At 50.9% G+C, this 16248-nt stretch carries 15 protein-coding genes; 5 read left to right on the top strand and 10 right to left on the bottom strand.

Annotated features, from left to right (window positions below; all coding sequences use genetic code 11):
- Nucleotides 1–212 precede the first annotated feature (212 nt).
- Nucleotides 213–2186: a tetratricopeptide repeat-containing sensor histidine kinase gene (locus EHT25_RS18810; RefSeq protein WP_185731413.1), complete on the bottom strand. Its 1974-nt coding sequence runs from the start codon at nt 2184–2186 to the stop codon at nt 213–215.
- A gap of 143 nt (nt 2187–2329) precedes the next feature.
- Here EHT25_RS18810 and EHT25_RS18805 point away from each other — a divergent pair, with 143 nt between their 5' ends.
- The 3 genes from EHT25_RS18805 to EHT25_RS18795 all read left to right on the top strand — a co-directional run bounded on the left by EHT25_RS18805 (nt 2330) and on the right by EHT25_RS18795 (nt 7065).
- Nucleotides 2330–2710, top strand: coding sequence for a hypothetical protein (locus EHT25_RS18805; RefSeq protein WP_124876667.1), 381 nt, complete (start codon nt 2330–2332; stop codon nt 2708–2710).
- A 574-nt stretch (nt 2711–3284) separates the two neighbouring features.
- The gene (locus EHT25_RS18800; RefSeq protein WP_124876666.1) at nt 3285–5558 is read left to right on the top strand and encodes a TonB-dependent receptor; all 2274 of its coding nucleotides are present in this window, start codon (nt 3285–3287) and stop codon (nt 5556–5558) included.
- Between the two features lie 112 nt (nt 5559–5670).
- Nucleotides 5671–7065, top strand: a complete 1395-nt coding sequence (locus tag EHT25_RS18795) for an HmuY family protein (protein WP_124876665.1) — start codon at nt 5671–5673, stop codon at nt 7063–7065.
- A gap of 85 nt (nt 7066–7150) precedes the next feature.
- On the opposite strand, the gene EHT25_RS18790 is transcribed toward EHT25_RS18795, so the two are convergent.
- The 9 genes from EHT25_RS18790 to EHT25_RS18750 all read right to left on the bottom strand — a co-directional run bounded on the left by EHT25_RS18790 (nt 7151) and on the right by EHT25_RS18750 (nt 14338).
- Nucleotides 7151–8302, bottom strand: a complete 1152-nt coding sequence (locus EHT25_RS18790) for a hypothetical protein (protein WP_124876664.1) — start codon at nt 8300–8302, stop codon at nt 7151–7153.
- Nucleotides 8303–8532: 230 nt separating this feature from the next.
- Nucleotides 8533–8889, bottom strand: coding sequence for a DUF6686 family protein (locus EHT25_RS18785; protein WP_124876663.1), 357 nt, complete (start codon nt 8887–8889; stop codon nt 8533–8535).
- A 45-nt stretch (nt 8890–8934) separates the two neighbouring features.
- Nucleotides 8935–9537: an HmuY family protein gene (locus tag EHT25_RS18780; RefSeq protein WP_229311637.1), complete on the bottom strand. Its 603-nt coding sequence runs from the start codon at nt 9535–9537 to the stop codon at nt 8935–8937.
- 40 nt (nt 9538–9577) lie between these two features.
- A complete protein-coding gene (locus EHT25_RS18775; RefSeq protein ID WP_124876661.1) occupies nt 9578–9805 on the bottom strand; it encodes a hypothetical protein in 228 nt (75 codons plus the stop codon).
- 218 nt (nt 9806–10023) lie between these two features.
- Nucleotides 10024–11058, bottom strand: a complete 1035-nt coding sequence (locus EHT25_RS18770) for a hemin-degrading factor (protein ID WP_124876660.1) — start codon at nt 11056–11058, stop codon at nt 10024–10026.
- A gap of 9 nt (nt 11059–11067) precedes the next feature.
- A complete protein-coding gene (locus EHT25_RS18765; RefSeq protein WP_124876659.1) occupies nt 11068–11904 on the bottom strand; it encodes a heme ABC transporter ATP-binding protein in 837 nt (278 codons plus the stop codon).
- Nucleotides 11905–11931: 27 nt separating this feature from the next.
- Nucleotides 11932–13038: a FecCD family ABC transporter permease gene (locus EHT25_RS18760; protein WP_124876658.1), complete on the bottom strand. Its 1107-nt coding sequence runs from the start codon at nt 13036–13038 to the stop codon at nt 11932–11934.
- A 17-nt stretch (nt 13039–13055) separates the two neighbouring features.
- Nucleotides 13056–13919, bottom strand: coding sequence for a heme/hemin ABC transporter substrate-binding protein (locus tag EHT25_RS18755; RefSeq protein ID WP_124876657.1), 864 nt, complete (start codon nt 13917–13919; stop codon nt 13056–13058).
- Nucleotides 13920–14152: 233 nt separating this feature from the next.
- Complete coding sequence (locus EHT25_RS18750) at nt 14153–14338, bottom strand: hypothetical protein (protein WP_124876656.1); 186 nt, start codon at nt 14336–14338, stop codon at nt 14153–14155.
- 141 nt (nt 14339–14479) lie between these two features.
- Here EHT25_RS18750 and EHT25_RS18745 point away from each other — a divergent pair, with 141 nt between their 5' ends.
- Together EHT25_RS18745 and EHT25_RS18740 are read left to right on the top strand one after the other, a co-directional pair.
- Complete coding sequence (locus tag EHT25_RS18745) at nt 14480–15055, top strand: RNA polymerase sigma factor (RefSeq protein ID WP_124876655.1); 576 nt, start codon at nt 14480–14482, stop codon at nt 15053–15055.
- Nucleotide 15056: 1 nt separating this feature from the next.
- Nucleotides 15057–16199, top strand: a complete 1143-nt coding sequence (locus EHT25_RS18740; protein WP_229311636.1) for a S1 family peptidase — start codon at nt 15057–15059, stop codon at nt 16197–16199.
- Nucleotides 16200–16248: the final 49 nt, after the last annotated feature.

Here is a 16248-nt window from a genome sequence, read left to right as displayed (position 1 = left end):
TTTGTTATAAAGAATCCTGAAGGAGTTTAAAACGAAAGGGCTCGTGAAGGATGGTCGGAAGCTTTTTGTGTTTGAAGAAATCCCAATGACTTCAACTTCGGTGGTCATCCTTCTTTTATGGAAGTCGTTGCCTACGCCTGTCCGGCCGTCGACTTCTTCCGTTTTTCTGGTATTGTCATTACGTCTCTGATGACCGTTCAAGTCCCCTGATTCTACACGTTTTGCGGTACATTCTGAACGGTTGCCGCCGGATAGGGATAAGTTATTTTGACACAGGTACCCCTTGGCGACGGCAAAATTTCACAATCTCCGCCCGATTCTGCCATTCGATTCTGCATATTACCCAGACCATTCCGTAAACTGGTTTTATCGTTGGGTGTAAAACCGCATCCATTATCGCAAACTTCGATCCTCAATTGGTGCGCTGCGGGCAGCATTCGTAATGTCACCTGGGTTGCCTGGGCGTGCTTCACCACGTTGTTAAGTGCTTCTTTCACGGTCAGAAATACGTTTCGGCGATCGGCACCCCGCATCGAAATCTCCCGTGGCAAATCTCCCACTTCGGTACGGAGCGTGAGAGCAGTATTTTCGATAAACTCGCTGGCGTACGAGCGGGTGTAGGCCATTAACCCGTTCAGACTGTCATTCCTGGTATTTAACGACCAGATAATTTCGTTCATCGCCGTCACCATCTCCGCCGAAATGCTCGAAATCTTTTCGACTTCGGGCGTTGTGGCGGCCCCCATCCGGGTTTTCACCACTTCACTGAGCAAACCGATGGCCGTCAGCGATGCGCCCAGATCGTCGTGCATCTCCTTGGAAATGCGCAATCGCTCTTTCTGCTGCCCCTGCAATTCCGACTGAACAACGGCCAACTCGCGTTCCCGGACAGCAGCTAAAACCGCCTGATCAGCGGTACGTTGCCGCTGGCGGATGTATAAATAGGCAAATACCAGGGCGCCGATCATTCCCAGGGTAATCAGAGCGGCTATGACCAGCCACAATCGCTGGCGCTGCTGCTGTTCCTGTAGCTGATCAATACTTCGCTGTTTCTGAGCCAGTTGCTGACGAGCTTCGGCCTGTTTGAGCTTTACTTCATAATCCTGCAACAAACTTTTCGTTTGCTGATTGTTCAGCGAATCCGTAGCAATGATGTATTTATCGAGCCATTGAACCGCTGCTTCATACTGGCCCAGGCCGTCCGTCGCCAGGGCATATTCGTGGTAAATATTCTGAAATTCGGTTAAACTGGCGTTTGTCTTCCGGGCAAGTGCATACGACTCGTCCAGCAATTTTTTGGCTTTGGCATACTGATTCATCTGGCTGTACGTTTCCGCCATCGTCATCAGCAAATGAAGCTCATGGCGATTGTTGCCCACCAGACGACTGACCCGCAGGGCTTCGCGTCGGTAATACAGGGCCGAATCGTAGCGCTGGGCCAGCCCGTGTTCAAAACCGATGTTGTTGTAGAGATTGATCATGAAATCCAGATCGGTTTTCGGGTCAACCCATCGTTTAGCTTTCTGGTAATAGGCCAACGCCAGCTGAGGTTTTTCCAGATCACTATAGACGACACCGATGCTGAAATAATCGGACGCGATGGAACGGCGATCGGCGGTCTCTTTCGTCCGGGTCGAATCAAGCGCAAGTGCCTTCCCGTAATACTCAAGCGCTTTGTCATACATTTTCTGTTTTCTGAAAATGAAGCCGAGGTTTTGATTAACAACGGCTACGTTTTTCAGGTTTCCAATCTGACGCATGTATAAAACCGCCTGCTGATAATTGGGAATGGCTTCCTGATAGCGTCCCATAAAAAGCGCGGTGTTGGCGACTGCAAAATAACTCAGGGCCAAATACCGCTTTGAGGTATCCTTTTTTGCTTTCTGAACGGCCGCCCACGCTATCTTTCGGGCTTCATCGTGCCGCCCCATGTTGTTTAACTGGTAGGCCAGCAGGCGCATACTTTCAAAATAGCCCTTGGTGTAGTTTACTTTCCGGGAGAATGTATGCGCTTTTTGGTAATTCGTCAGCGCCGTGGCGGGCTGACTGGTTTCAACCGCTTCGCCTTGTTTCAACAGCGTCATGATGCAGGTGGTATCATCGGGATTCGGCATCGACTGCCCGTAGCTGGTGCCGCAATGTGCAACCAGAATAAGCCCTAAAATCCGGAATAATCGGTCCAGCATAACAACGAACATTAGCGATCAGGAACGGTAATTCAGTACGACAAAGACGGGCTCATTTGGTAATGGTACGTTAGCGTGTTTGCCAAGGCTCCTCTTTTCGTCTCAATTTTGACAAAATAATCGTGAATTGGTATATTTTGTCCGTGAAACTACGTATACGCCCCGACGATCTTAAAACCGGACCTTATCACGAACTGATTCAGAACCTGACTCAGCAGTGGATTCGTACAGGATTACCCTCCCAGGGACTGACCGAAACGGATTATAGGTTGACCATTCGTACCCTGTTGCTAACGACTCAGGATGCGGACCGTACCTCGGCAATTGTTCAGGCAGTTCTTGCCCAGGCGGCTGCCCTGCAAAAAACGTCGGTTTGGGTGGATCAGGAACTCAAATTTGAGGGAATGATCGAAGGGGTCGATCGAGCAGATTTCCTCTTACTCGATCTCCAACAGGCTGATAAGCTGGATGATACCATGCTTGATAGTTATAATGAACGGATCAACCGATTCAGTAGCAAGTAAAACGCACAAGCCATCTTTTCGGCTTTCATCTTTGCTGCAATTCTGGCCGGAACGACGGCAAAGAATACCATACTACTATTCAAGTATTTAAACCCAACGTTGATGCAGTAAGGCCCACCAAAATACCGTTGTCCAGGAAATATCACCATTTCAACAGGTTGATTGATTTCGTAAAAATTCTGTGCCGTTTGGTCATTGTCTCCCATTTCACGGTTTGTTCAGAGTTCCATGTGGCCTGGACCTTATCCCATGTATTCCAGAGCCAATCCACGGCCCGGTCATTCGATCGAGCCGTTTTTTGTTTTTAAAGAACCGAATCTTCCGGTAACCTACCCGTCGTATGGTACTGCTTCGTACCCACGAACGCAGTCCGTATTTTTTAAGAGTTGATCCAATAAAATCCAAAACACGGACTGACGTTCGTGGGCACGTTGATTTTCAGTGTTTTAGTAAAAATTTTCAAAAATAATCCCGAACAGTAGAATTGCTCAAATCATGTTGTACCTTTGCTTAAATTATAATCAGTCTTAATAAAAATAATTAATCAGTCTAAATAAAGGAGCTCAATTTCAAGATGAGACACTTCTTCCTCCTCATTTGTTGCTTCCATCTCCTTCAGTTGCCGGTTTTTGCGCAGGGAGAAAATGGGAAGATTTATGGAACAGTTCTGACTGCTGATGGTAAACCGGCCATTTCCGCTACAGCTTCATTGAAATCGACCCGTTATGGAACGACCATTGATGCGGAAGGCAATTACTCCATCGAAGCGCCCGAAGGCCGATACACACTTGTCATTCAATCACTTGGTCTCGAAACCAAAATCGTTCCGGTTCGGGTTAAAGCTGGTGAAATCGCACATATTCCGGCTACTACCCTTAACGAATCAACCCGGCAACTGGCCGACGTGGTCGTTACCGGCCAATACCAGCCCCAATCCATCAGCCAGTCGGTCTACCAGATTCGCACCATCGACCGCGAACGAATACTGCTGCGGGGCGCTACTAACCTGATCGGCGTACTGAACAACGAACTCGGCATCCGGTTTTCGAACGACGCGACACTCGGAACCTCCGATATCCAATTGATGGGCATGTCGGGCCGGAACGTAAAAATCCTCCTCGACGGGGTGCCGATGGTCGACCGGGGCGACACCCGCGAAAGTCTCAATCAGATCGATATCAACACCATCGAGCGCGTCGAGATCGTGGAAGGCCCCATGTCGGTTTCTTACGGAACCGATGCGCTGGCGGGCATTATCAACATCATTACCAAAAAACCGGGGAACGACCGGTTTTCGGTTTCGGGCCGGGTTCAGGAAGAAACCGTCGGCAGGGAATACCAGGCATTTGATGGGAAAGGCTCTCACAATCAGAACCTTGCCGTAACCTGGCAGAAAAATGGCTGGAACGCTTCCTTGGGCGGAACGCGCAACGAATTTGGCGGCTGGCAGGGAAAATCCGTCACGCGCACGCAGGAATGGCACGCGAAAGACCAGCTGCTCGGCAACGTCAAAATGGGGTATCGCAACGACAACGTGAACATCTGGTACCGGCTCGATGCGGTCGATGAAACCATCAAGGCGCTCGGGGCCGTCAACACCAACACCGATCAGGCCCGGGATCAGAACTACATTTCCACCCGGTTTACCCACCAGATGCAGGGCGACTGGCGGGTGGGCGAGCAACTGCAACTGAACAGCATTCTGTCGTACACCGATTACAGCCGCCGGACGCAAACCACCAACATCGACTTTACTACCGGCAAACGGACGCTTTCGCTGGGGCAGGGCGAGCAGGATGTTTCGGGCTTCGACAGCCGGATTTTCCGGACAACGATTCAGTACAAAGTGTCGGCGATGGTTTCGCTGCAACCGGGCGTCGACATCAACGTGGAACGTGCTTCGGGCGCCCGGATTCTGGGGTCGCCCACCATCAGTGATTACGCGCTGTTCATTTCTTCGGAGATCAAACCGACGTCGGCCGTCACGATCCGGCCGGGTTTGCGCTTTATCAAAAACTCGGTTTACGACGCGCCACCGGTTATTCCGTCGCTGAATACTAAAATTACCCTGCACAAAAATACCGATCTGCGGCTGGCCTACGCCCGCGGTTTTCGCTCTCCGGCTTTGCGCGAATTATACTTTAATTTCTTCGACGCCAGCCACTCCATTACCGGAAACCCGAATCTGAAGGCCGAATATTCCAACAGCTTCAACGGTTCAATCACCTGGCGGTCGGTCACCACCAGCACGCTACGCATCACCTCCACGCTGACCGGTTTTTACAACGACTTCCACAACCTGATCAGTTACGGCGTCGATCCGGGCAATCCGGGCGTCATGCGGACGATCAACGTCGATCGGTTCAAAACCACCGGCGGAACCTTCAACAATACGCTGTATACCAAAAATCTTCAGTTAACGCTGGGCTTTTCGCACGTCGGCCGTTATAACAGCCTGACGCAGAGCGACAACAGTTTGCCCGAATTTGTCTGGTCGCCCGAAATCAATTCCAACCTTACCTACCATCTTCAGAAAATTGACACCAAAGTCAGTCTGTTTTACAAGTACACCGGTAAACGACCTTCCTACGAAACGCAGACGGGCACGGACGGAAAAACCACCACCCGCCTGGCCGAAACCGCTGCTTATCACTGGGCTGACCTGACCATTAGCAAATCCATTACGAAATACGTCACCCTGAATACGGGCGCGAAGAACCTGCTAAATGTGACGCGCCTGAACAACACCTCGACGGATGTCGGTGGCGCACACAGCACGGGCGGAGCCGTCCCCCTGAGTTACGGCCGGTCGTATTTTCTGGGTTTGAATTTTCAGTGGGGTAAGTGAAAGGACCATTGACAATCGACGATTGACCATTGTCGGCTGTCAGTAGTCAATCGTCGGCCGTCAATGGTCTATGGTCAATAAAACAATCAATACCAAATAAATCAATACATCCATGAACAAAGTACGCTCTCTTTTAGCCTTATTTATTTTCAGTATGGCAATAAATGCCTGTAAGCAGGATGATCCCCCGCTGCCCGATAACCTGGTTAATTTTGATGCCGCCGAACAGGGATTCGACTCGGATAAAACGGAAGCTGAAATTAAACTGACGTTGACCCGCAGCGCCGAAACCGCCACGGCAGTTACCATTGATCTGGCGCCAAGTGGTATTGCGTACGGAACGCAGTTTACGACCAACCCGGCGGCAACGAACAACAGCCTGACGGTGACCATCCCGGCCGGCAGCAGCACGGGATCTTTCAAAGTAACCAAAGGCGCGAACCTTTTCCTGAGCGGAAAAGAAACCATCAATTTCACGATTAAGACAGCGGCCAGTCCGGTTTTAGTAGGTACGAAAACCACTTCGACGCTTAAATTTTCGTCCATCGTATCGACCGGTTCGGCCCTGAAACTGAACGGTGGCGAGGGCGGTTCCAGCGCGATCAACTCCGTTTTTGTCGACTTTAGCAACAATGCGCAGAGTTCAGTGGCCCGCAACAGCTGGGACTTAGGCTTCTATAGTGGCACGGATTTTCGGGTGGTCATCAATGGAACAACGGGGGCTACGGCCAAAGAATTACCCAAAACGGACCTTACGCAGGTAACGGCCGCCGACACCGTCGGATTGCGAAATATCCTGATTTTGAGCCAGGGAACCGGCAGTTTCGACAACGTCGACGATCCGGAAGGTGACATTACCAAAACCGCTATTAAAACGATCTCGGCAACCGATGCGGAGAACAAAGTATACATTATCAATCCGGGCAATTCAGGGACGACCGCCAAAGCCTGGTACAAAGTCCGGATTGTTCGGAAAGGAACCGGATATACCCTGCAATATGCCCAAATTGCCGAAACCACCTTCAAAACACTCGATGTCACGAAAGATTCGAAACTAAATTTCAGCTACGTTTCCTTCGAAAAAGGACTTACAACGGTTGAACCCGCCAAAACGGATTGGGATATGGAATGGACCCTGGCAACGTACAAAGCAGCCCTCAGCGCGACCGAATCGGTTCCGTATACCTACGCGGATTACGTTTTTATTAACCATCTCGGCGGTGTCGAAGCAGCGGAAGTTTTAACCACTACCTCTACGTACGATGCCTATTCGGAAGCAACCATTACGACGACGACGTTTAAGAAAGACCGTAATGTAATTGGTAGTAACTGGCGGACATCGGCTGGACCAAACGGTGTTCCGGCGGGGGTTAAAACCGACCGGTTTTATGTCATTAAAGATGCCGCCGGAAATGTTTACAAAGTACGATTTATGAATTATACCTCGTCCGACGGCGGGGTGCGCGGCTATCCGAATATCGAATACAAACTGGTTAAGAAAGTCTAACGGTTTACAGTTTACAGTGGCTGACGCGCGCTTACAAAAGAATGCGTCAGCCACTGTAAACTGTAAACCGAATACCGAAAACGTATTATCTTGCCTGATCCGCTACGTAATTATGGCGGAAGCTTTCCACTTCGGCGTTCGTAAAACCGTAGACACCCTGAAGTTTAGCGACCGCATCCGTCAGTTTCGTCGCTTCGGTATCCGTATTGGTAACAAACCGGTAGACAGCCGCCGAACGATCGTAGGGAGCATTCAGAAGCGTTAGAACTTCGTCAATCTGCGCATCTGTAATCTTTTTATTTTGGGTCTCAACGGTCCGCCAGCCGTGTAAAAAACCGGCGGCTTCACTGATTAAATGCAGAATATCAGCGCGCTTGTTATCGTCCAGCTGCCCGGCCTGCAACATGGTATAACTCGCATGAATGTTGTTGATTACTGTCGCAGCATTGATCTTTTCCCAATTGAGTTTGATGGCCGCCAGGGCTTCATCGCGGTACGAATCATAGTCTTCTCCTTTTTGCACAGCCGTCTGTAGCGTAATAAACGCCTGGCGGTTCTGGCTGTATAAACCCGTTCCGGTACCGTCATCACGACGGGCCGCATAACCCGCCATAAAGCGGTCTGGATTGGGATAAAATGCGGAATTATCACTGTTAAGAAACCGGGGATTCCCTCCGTATAAAAACAGCATCTGGTCGACCGTAGCGGTGGTAAAAGTTCCGTTGGTCAGCGACATGGCGTAGTTATACAGCGTTGCGCCCAGCAACCCTTTTTCGATCATCTGGCCCATTTCCAACCCGTATTCATCCAACAGATACGATTTATAAACCCCGCCTTCCCAACTGCGGTCGAACGGATAGAATGAACCTCCGCTGGCTTTCGACAGTTCGGCAAAAAAACCGTTGTTCTGGGCCTGTAGCCGACTGGCAAAATACGGGGTTGTAACTGATTGCAAACTAAAAATCCCTTTTGTAAAGGCCGAATTCAGCGATTCTTCCGACACATACTGGCCGTTCTGGTTGCCTTTTCTGGCTTCACTTACCAACGTCATGTACTGCTGAATGAGCGGCTTCATCGACTCCGTATTGAAGGCATACCCGACACTGTCGTAAACCTGCGGAATGTTCAACGAAGGCCGGAGACTGTCATCCCTATTTTCCTTGCAGGAAGCCAAAATAACCGTAAAACCGGTCACGATGAGGATGGCGAATCGCCGAATTTGATACGATTTACTCATGAAGTATTTTGATTAAAGACATTAGACAAGCGACGAAAGACTCGGGCTTACGACTCTTTTGTCGCTTGCCTAACGTCTTTTGTCTATTCCCTATTACGAGCAAAGTTCTGATGAATTGTTCACTTAAAAAAAAAGCAGCGTCAAAGACACTGCTTTTTCTATCCTACTCACTATAGCTTTTACTGTATTACCTTATCACTCCGGTTTTTAACGACGGCGGAGTGGTGAAATCAATTCAATTCGGTCCAGGCTTTTTCCAGCGTATTGAGCCGCGCCATGGCGTCGTTCAGAATACCCCTCAGGTTCTCCAGCTCCCGTTTCGTAAAACAGAAATAGAGTGGTTCCAGGGTCGTACCGAGGTAGAGCCGCCGAATCTCCGTACCGGAATCCGGCACCAGTTGTCCAAAAAAACCGTCGACATCGACCGATTCAACGTGCCGGAACAATTGCCGGAATTCGTCCGGCGACATGATCTGAAAAATGTTGTTGAACCGGAAACTGAGATTGGCCTTGCAACCGCGGCAAAGGTGGATTTCGCCGTATTCGGTTTGGGCCAGCGTGATGAAACAAGTGTCGCGGTGAATCATGGCAGTTCGTGGGTAGTCCGGTGGAAAGTGTGGATATAGAATCGGTTAGTTCAGTTTTTTGCTGCCGTCGGGCTGATAGACGTACCGGAACGTATAAAACCGGCTTTCATTTCCCGGCCCGTCGGGGCCGCCTTTGTAATATCCCAGAATTTGTACTTTGGCGTATTTTCCCTCGCCCGTCCGAATGACCAGTACTTTATCATCGGTTGGGGAAATGACCCCTCCGCCGTAGGTATACCAGCCATTGCCCGAACCGGTCGGGATGGCCAGTTTGTTGGCGTTTTCGTCACCGACAAACGTTGCATTATCAGGTACTGCCGTCAGACTTTCGAATTTTCCACTGTAAATATAAGCCCCCCCCTGCCCCGCCCGGCCGGTTCCGCCGTTGACGATGATCGTGGTCGCCCGAATGCCGATGTCCCATTTGCTGGTGGCCGAATCGCTGTTCGGAACCTGTTTGCCGTTCTTAAAACTGAAAAAGGTAAACCGGTTGGTCGATCCCATCGGACGGCCCGATTGCGGGTCGTTGCTGGCCGGATCGGCGGGTAAATCATTGACAGTGTCGATTTTAAGCGACTGGGCCTGGAGCGGTTGATCCAGCAGCGCAGCTCCAACCAGTAGACTGAAAAGTAAAGAATTTTTTTTCACGGTTTTATCTAATTTCTTTGGCATGAAACATCCACTTGAATCAGGTCAGCACTTCGCATTCGAGTCCAGCTTTGGTTAGCATCCGGATAACCGTCTGCTCAGAATACGGTTCCGCCGAATCTTCCGGTGCTTCGATCCGCAGGACACAGTCCCGGTCTTCCATATCGACGCTCCACCGGCAAACGCCCCGCAGTTTGCACAACCGGCAAGCCGCCTTATGGAGTCGCTGCGCGGAATTGATGTTCGTTCGAAAGACCAGTACGTTCAACAGTTTTTGAATTTATTCAAGATTCATTCGATTATTTTATTTGGCATAATTCGAACCAAAATAGCGAATGAAAGCTCGATTTTGTTACCCACCCTGTCAGCGGCCAACGGCCCTGACAGCGGTGCGTTCACCATTGCTATTCCAAATTCTTTATTCGGATTATGCAGAAGTTTGGGGAAAACCGCTGTCAGGGCCGTTGGCCGCTGACAGGGTGTTAATTAATTTACTGCCAAAGCCGTTTGGGCAACCACTTCGCGCCATTCGGTTTTTTCGGGAATGCCGGGTTTGCGTTTACCAAAAACCAGCGCAATCTGATTGCCCTCGGCGTCGTACAATTCCAGGCTCGTGACAATGCCATCCGTGGTTGGCTTCTTCACCACCCAGGCCGACGCGATGTGGTCTTCGCGCAAATGGAGGTTAAACTGCGGATCGAGCACGTTAAACCACGGTCCCATCGCCACCAGTTTCCGCACTTCGCCCGTATGGATTTGAATACATCCCCGGTTTCCGACAAAAATCATGATTGGCAGACCGGTTTTAGAAACTTCGGTAAAGACGTTCTTCACCGCATCCATCGAAATCGGCAGTGCGTACCCTTCCGGCGCAAACTGCATAGCCTGCAAGCGGTTTACTTTATTCTTCCGCAACATGCCAAAAAACTCGTGCGTGTCTTTCAGGTTCAACCAGGCTTCCTGAAAAGCCGCCACGTCGATTTCCGAATCAGGCGTGGGGGCAACGGTTTCCGGTTTGGGCTCTATTTCCAGCTGACCCGACGGATTGGCCGCCCGGTATTTCGCAACGAGGGCGTCGTAAGCCGCTTCATTGCTTTTATCGGTCAGGTAAATTTTATGAATGGCCTCACCGTCCCCGGCAAAGAACTGCAGGCTTTTGCGATCATTTTCGTGAACGGCAAACCCAAATTTCCAGCTGGCCAGAAACAACCGCAGGTCAATGTCTTCGCCCAAAACCAGCCCAACATGGCCGTTGAACGACACATTCAGGTATTCGCCTTTGCGTTCGTGCACGACACTTTCATTGCGGGTCAACGCCATAACGTACCCCAGCGTGGGTACTTCTTTCAATAATTCCCGAAAATCGCCTTCCAGTTGGGTAGCGGTTTCGCCCACGCCCGTGGCAACCAGTTCGGCTTCGCTTACGCCCAATTGCTGAGCCGCATCGCGAATGCGCACTTTCGGATTTTCGGCTTTGAAAGCTGCATAGTGTTTTTTCAGGTCGAGAACGGTCGTTGTCATGTTGTTTCGTTAATTAATTTGAGCCGTGAGAGGAACGGTTTGCCGGGTATGGACAATCAGCGGACAGTCCAGTTCGGGCTGGTGAATAATATGAACGGATAAATTGAATGCGTTAAAAATGGACTCCGCTGTCAGCACCGAGGCCGGTTTGCCAAACGACAGGGCTTTTCCTTCCCTGAGCAACAGCACGTTATCGGCGTATTGCATCACCAGATTCAGATCGTGCAAGATCGCGACAACACCGTAACCGCGCCGGGTGAGTTCACTGGCTACTTCCAGCAAACTGTGCTGGTAATAAAAATCCAGCCCCGTAGTCGGTTCGTCGAGCAGCAAATATTTAGTCTGACGAATGGATGCTTCGGGCCGATTGATTTCCTCGATGCCCATCAATTGGGCCAGAATTTTGGCCAGGTGAACCCGCTGCTGCTCCCCGCCCGAAAGCGTCGGAACGGCCCGTCTGGCCAAATGAGCAATGCCGGTTCGCTCCAGCGCAAAATCGACAATCGCCAGATCTTCGGGATGTGGGTGACCTTCAAAATGCGGATACCGCCCCATCATCACCAATTCATAAACGCTGAACTCGAACGCCAACGGGTTCTGCTGCGCCAAAACCGCCCGCCGTCGGGCCAGATCGAGTGACGAAAACCGGTTAAGCGGTTTTTTATCCAGCACCACCTCCCCTTTGGTGGGCGTCAACTCCCGGCTAATCGTTTTCAAAAGCGTCGATTTCCCGGCGCCATTGGCTCCGACTACCGCCACCAGTTCGCCCGGCCGCACCACCAGCGATACGTCGTCCAGCAACGTTTTCCGGTTAATTTGATGCGTGATATGTTGCGCTTCCAGCATGATACTCGTTTTTTTGGTTTACGGTATTCAGGCCCGATCGCCCGCCCCCCGGATCAGCATGTACAAAAACGTTGGCGCACCGATCATACCGGTGATGATTCCGATGGGTAATTCGGCGGGAGTGACGATGGTACGTGCCACCAGATCCGATAACGTCAGGACAATGGCTCCCAGCAGGGCCGAAGCCGGTAAAACCGTCCGGTGGTTGGCGCCCGAAATCTGACGAATCAGGTGCGGAACGACCAGTCCAATAAAACCGATCACGCCCGAAACCGCCACCGCGACGCCGACGCCCAGCGTCGCCAGAATAATGACATTCCGTTTCAGTTTCGAAACATCGACTCCCAAATGACCCGCCTGACTTTCGCCCAGCGCGAACGCATTCATGGATTTACTCAGCCGGGGCATCAACAGAATCGGAATCAGCAAAAACGGCGAGGCAACCTGTAGCACGTCCCAACTTGCCCCACCCAGACTGCCCATGCTCCAGTAGGAAATGGCCCGCAATTGCGCTTCATCGGCCAGATACATCATCAAACCGCGCAGCGATTCGCACAATACATTGATGGCAATTCCGACCAGTAACATCGTTGAAACAACGGTTCGGCCGTTTTTACGCGCCAGCGTGTAGACCAGCAGCGTTGTAAAAACCGCTCCGGCAAAAGCCGCCAGTGACAGCGCGTACAAACCGGAAAGCGACGACAGGTCCTGGAAAACCTTCAGTTGCAGTACGATCATCAAAACCGCCATGACGGAGGCTCCCGACGAAATCCCGATCAGGCCCGGATCGGCCAGCGGATTGCGAAATAAGCCCTGAATGGCCGCGCCGGAAATACCGAGAACGCCACCGACCAGCACGCCCAATAGAATGCGCGGCAGGCGAATCACGGTCAATACGGTTTCCTGCTGCGGTTCGACGACGCCAATGTTCCAGCCAATCTTTCCCAACAGAATCGCCAGCACGTCCGGAATCGGAATCGATACGGCGCCGATGCCCACCGACCAGATCATCACGACCACCAGCAGCACGATCAGCAAGCCGTTCAGCCACCCGCCTTTGGCACGGGGCAACCCGGTTTGGACAGAACGTTTCGGCGGTGCGGCAGTCAGGGTATTGGGGAGGTCGGCTTGCATGGAATCAGTCGGAGTCGTTAGTTTTTCAGGGACAGTTCGGGATTCAGTTTCCGGCTCAGTTCCTGCACGGCCAGGCCCAGACGTGGGCTAAAACCGGTCAGCAACTGGCCGTCCATTTCAATTACCCGGCGGTTTTTACCCGCGTTGGTTTGGGCAATTCCCTGTACTTTCAGCAAACCGTCGATGCCGCCCAGGCTCTCTAACCCACTCGTAAACAGCAGGATTACATCGGGATTCCCGACCACGAGCGCTTCGGGAGTGAGTGGTTTATAATTATCAAAATCGTTGAAGGCATTCTGCGCACCGGCCAGTTGAACAATTTTTTCGATTGGTGTATTCCGGCCTGAAACCATCATGGTGCCGGTGCCCCGGGCGTAAATGAAGAGTACTTTCTGAGCTTTGACCGGTTTCTTCACTTTGGCAAGATCGGCGTCCAGTTTACGATTGATCGCGGTTGCTTTGGCGGTTGCGCCCACGGCTTTGGCGACTTCATTGATCAGTGCCCTGGTTCCGGCCACGCTCGTTTCCTGGTCAAAAAGCAGGGTTTTCACCCCGGCACTTTTGAATTGTTGCAGCACTTCCGGTTTTATGTCCATGCTGCCGTTGGACTTCGCGGCTACGATAACCGTCGGGCGCAGGGCCAAAACCGCTTCGGCGCCGATATTGCGGTTATGCCCAACTTTCGGGACTTTATCCATGGCCGCCGGATAGGTGCTGGTGATATCGACGCCCACAATTTGATGTTGCAAACCCAGGTCGCAGAGAATTTCGGTTAGGGTGCCATTCAGGGACACGATCCGTTCGGTTTTTGAAATGCCCTGCGCGTAGGCCGATCCGCTGACAATCAGTATGAATATAATCAAATAGACTTTCTTCGCCATTTTATTCCGGTCATTTTACAGGCACAAATTAATTAGACTATTTCTAAATAAACAACGATTTTGTGTTATTATTTTTCAAAAGTCTAAATAAGAATAATAGTTTTGGCAAACTATTCCGTCCGGAGTGCAACCGGTTTTTGCCGCAAAAACCGGTTTTCAGGAGTAAAATGGCAGAAAAACAAAAAGCCGCCCATTGCTGGACGGCTTTCGTACGTTAATAAGTAACGTATAGCTTATTTTGCTGAATCAGCAGACATGCTATCAGTTGCCATCGTCGTGTCAGACATCATTGATGAGTCTGAAGACATTGCAGTTGAGTCCGTTGTAGACGTAGTATCTTCCGCTTTTTTAGACTGGCAAGCAGCTGCCAAAGAAACCATCGTTGCAACGAACAAAACAGATTTTACAATACGTTTCATGAGAGTAGTCAGTTTAAGTGTTAATAGATCTCACCCTTAATACAGGAATGGCCGTTAGGTAACCCATCTTTTTTCAAAAAAATTAAAAAAATTTTTTGGGTTACATTTGACCCGGAATCGTATTAAGTAGGCAAGGAAGCAATGACAGAATCCAACCGTTCGCATTTATCTGATGACCAACTCCTTGCGGGCCTGGCCAACGGTTCGGACACAGTGCTGGAAGAGCTGTATAAACGGTATTTTCCGATGGTGATGCACCTGATTCTGAATAACAGCGGCACCGAAGACGATGCCAAAGATATTTATCAGGAAACCTTGATCGTCCTGTACGAGAAAGTCACTACGGATTCGCTGGAATTACATTGCCAGTTAAAAACATACCTCTATTCGGTGAGCCGTCGGCTTTGGCTTAAGCAGTTGTCGATGCGAAACCGGAACGGAAATTCGCTTTTGGATACCGAAGGAGTTGCGGAGGTGGATGATGATTTGACCGATCACGAAGCCCGCGACCGCCAGTTCGACCTGATGGCCGATTCACTCGACCGATTGGGAGAACCCTGCCGGACCTTGCTGGAGGATTTCTACATCCACCACCTGTCGATGCAGGATATTACCGAAAAGTTTGGGTATACCAACGCCGATAATGCCAAAACACAGAAGTATAAATGTCTGATGCGGCTAAAACGGCTATTTTTTTCAGTTTTTAAAGAAGAGTGATATGATTGACAATCAGAAATTCACCGACTGGGTTGACAAATGGCTCCGCAACGAGCTGACCGAAACCGAGCGGCTGGAATTTGAAACACTCCGTCGGTCGGACCCGGTTCTGGCGCAACGCGCCCGGGAACAGCAACAATTGGTAAAGGCCATGAAAACCTATGGCCAACGGACGGATTTCCGGGCCCGGTTGAACCGCATTCAGGCCAGTCTGGACATGGACGCCGTTCGGGAGGAAGTCAATCAACTTTCGAAAGTTCGGAAACTGCACCGCAACGGCGGCACGGTCCGGCAGCTGTGGCAAACCTACCGCCCGATTCTGGCGGTGGCCGCAACCGTTGCCCTGATCACCACGTTTGGTACGCTGATGCTGATTCGTCAGTATCAGTCGAGTCACAAGCAACAGGAACAATACAGCATGATGCGCCGGGATTTGCAAGCCATCCGGCGGTCACAGAACGCGATTTTGCAGGATTTGAACGCCCGCGAACGCGCTTTGCAGATCAACCCGGGTCAGGTGGCCGGTTCGGGTTTTTTATTGTCGCCAGACGGTTATCTGGTTACCAATACGCACATCATTCAGGATGCCGACTCGGTGTACATTCAAAGTACGCGCGGTGATATTTACAAAGCCAAAGTTGTTTACGCCGACCGGAAATACGATCTGGCGATTCTGCAGGTGCACGAAGACAGCGCTTTCCGGGTAAAAACCGTATTGCCGTACGGTTTTGAAGCCGCTCCTTCGGATCTGGGCGAACGCGTCTTTACACTCGGTTTCCCGCGCGAAGAAATCGTTTACGGCGAAGGCTATTTGAGTTCGCAAACCGGTTACCGGGGAGATTCAACGGCTTATCAGGTCGCCATCAGCGTGAATCCGGGGAACTCCGGCGGTCCGCTGCTCGACGAAAAAGGCAATGTCATCGGGATCATCAGCGGCAAGCAAACCTCGTCGGAAGGCGCTACGTTTGCCATCAAAACCGATTACCTCTTCCGGGCCATCTCCGCTATCCCGACCGATTCGCTCAAAAACAACTCCATTCGGATGAGCCGCAAAAACGGACTCGCCAAACTCGCCCGCAAGGATCAGATCAAAAAAATCCAGGAGAGCGTGTACATGGTGAAGGTTTTCAAACACGAAAAATAAGCCATCGACGGTTTTACCGAAATCAAAAGCCAGCCCCGAAACGGGTTGG

This window comes from Larkinella rosea (assembly GCF_003858635.1).
GTDB lineage: Bacteria > Bacteroidota > Bacteroidia > Cytophagales > Spirosomataceae > Larkinella > Larkinella rosea.
The sequence above is the reverse complement of the archived record's forward strand: the minus strand, read 5'-3'. Positions and strand labels throughout refer to the sequence as shown.